The sequence below is a fragment of the Enterobacter cloacae complex sp. P2B genome, from assembly GCF_014895985.1.
Taxonomy (GTDB): domain Bacteria; phylum Pseudomonadota; class Gammaproteobacteria; order Enterobacterales; family Enterobacteriaceae; genus Enterobacter; species Enterobacter bugandensis.
In genome coordinates this window covers 1-1,376 of the sequence record NZ_JADBQQ010000038.1, presented here as the reverse complement: position 1 = coordinate 1,376, position 1,376 = coordinate 1, and the positions used below count along the sequence as shown (strand labels likewise).

The following is a 1,376-nucleotide window of genomic DNA, read 5'->3' as shown; positions in this document are numbered from 1 at the left end:
CGCTGGGGTGGGTGGATCCGCGGGAGGGGAGTTGTGAGTGTATCGGTAAAACAAAGCCTGATTTCTATGTCGGGCCTGCGACCCCCAGAATGTTCGTCGATAGACCAAGAGCGCCCCTTGAACCGTTTACTAAGGCATACCCTGAATACGGCCAAGGTAATGTTCAACAGTAGCATGCTGAAAATAGAGTTATTAATTTCGACAAGATTGATATTCTTCCATAGGAACCATGATAAATTTACAATCTTATAATGAAGTGTTAGATTTTTTGGAGCTTTTTTTCCAAAAATATATTCTTGATTCTAATTGTCTACAGGATATGCAATTTATTTTAGATGATTGTCGAAAAGAAAAAGTGGTGGCTATTCGAGCTTTAGACTCATGTTTCATGGAATATAGGCGAAAGAATCAAGATTATAGAATTCCTACTCATGAGGAACAGGAGATATGGAGACAGTTATTCAATTTATGGCAATAAAATATTAAATAAACAAATGGCAAGATGGTTCTTGCCTTAATATTCCGTATTATTTTGCTAAGATTATACTATTACCATCGGTATCAGGAGGTAATCTCTTATTTGAATGTGTTAGTATAATTCAGGAGTTAAAGCGATGACAGAAGAAAGGCTACGAAAGAATCTTGTTTTTTTAATAAAAAAATATGTTCGGGAAAGTCAACAGGAAGCATTTTATGATGACATATCAAAGCCTGATGTGCCAGTGAAAGGTATTTTAGCTGACTTTAATAAAGTCAAAATAAGAACCGTTGATGAAGCGGATGGAGATTTGATACGTGATATTTACTTTTATTTTTGCTAACTAATAGTCATGCGGGGAATTGATTTTTTTCAGGTTGCTTATTATATTTTTTTTATGGAGGGTGAACAGGTTGATGCATGGGGAAGGGTAAATGACTCTTGACTCGTCCTGTTCCTTACCCTCCTTTATGAAGGATATTAGAAATAAATTAATTACAGATTTTATTTTATATATCACACATTACGCTGATTTCCTTCTTTTAACTATATTCAAAACCTGTTCTCCGCTGATGATAATCCGTTCGAAGAACGATTGAGAAAATTACCCATAACCGCCTGCTGCAGGAGGTGCAGGGGGACGTGCCGATGATCTAAGTGTACTGCGACCAGACAGTGATGACCCGCTGGCACATACTAACGACGTTAATGCCCGAGAGATCTTCTGGTTCCACTGCCAGCCCAACGGCACGCCAGAGCGGATAGTGGATATCGAAGGGCAGATGCGCTGGGAAGGGGCCAACAGAGCCTGAGGTAAGCTACTGCTGGAAAGCGAGACGCAGGTATCAGGATATTCTCAGAACCTGCGCATGCAAGGGCAATACCTGGACCGCGAGAC

At 39.9% G+C, this 1,376-nt stretch carries 2 protein-coding genes; both read left to right on the top strand.

Annotation, left to right across the window (positions count from 1 at the left end):
• Nucleotides 1-614 precede the first annotated feature (614 nt).
• A complete protein-coding gene (locus IM313_RS22470) occupies nucleotides 615-821 on the top strand; it encodes a hypothetical protein (protein ID WP_048998421.1) in 207 nt (68 codons plus the stop codon).
• Between the two features lie 319 nt (nucleotides 822-1,140).
• On the top strand, nucleotides 1,141-1,290 hold the full coding sequence (locus tag IM313_RS22815; protein WP_370551896.1) for an RHS domain-containing protein: 150 nt from the start codon (nucleotides 1,141-1,143) through the stop codon (nucleotides 1,288-1,290).
• The last annotated feature ends 86 nt before the right edge of the window (nucleotides 1,291-1,376 follow it).

Excerpts from the sequence above, each read along its gene's own strand:
- IM313_RS22470 (WP_048998421.1), top strand. The coding sequence starts at position 615 with ATGACAGAAGAAAGGCTACGAAAGAATCTTGTTTTTTTAATAAAAAAA.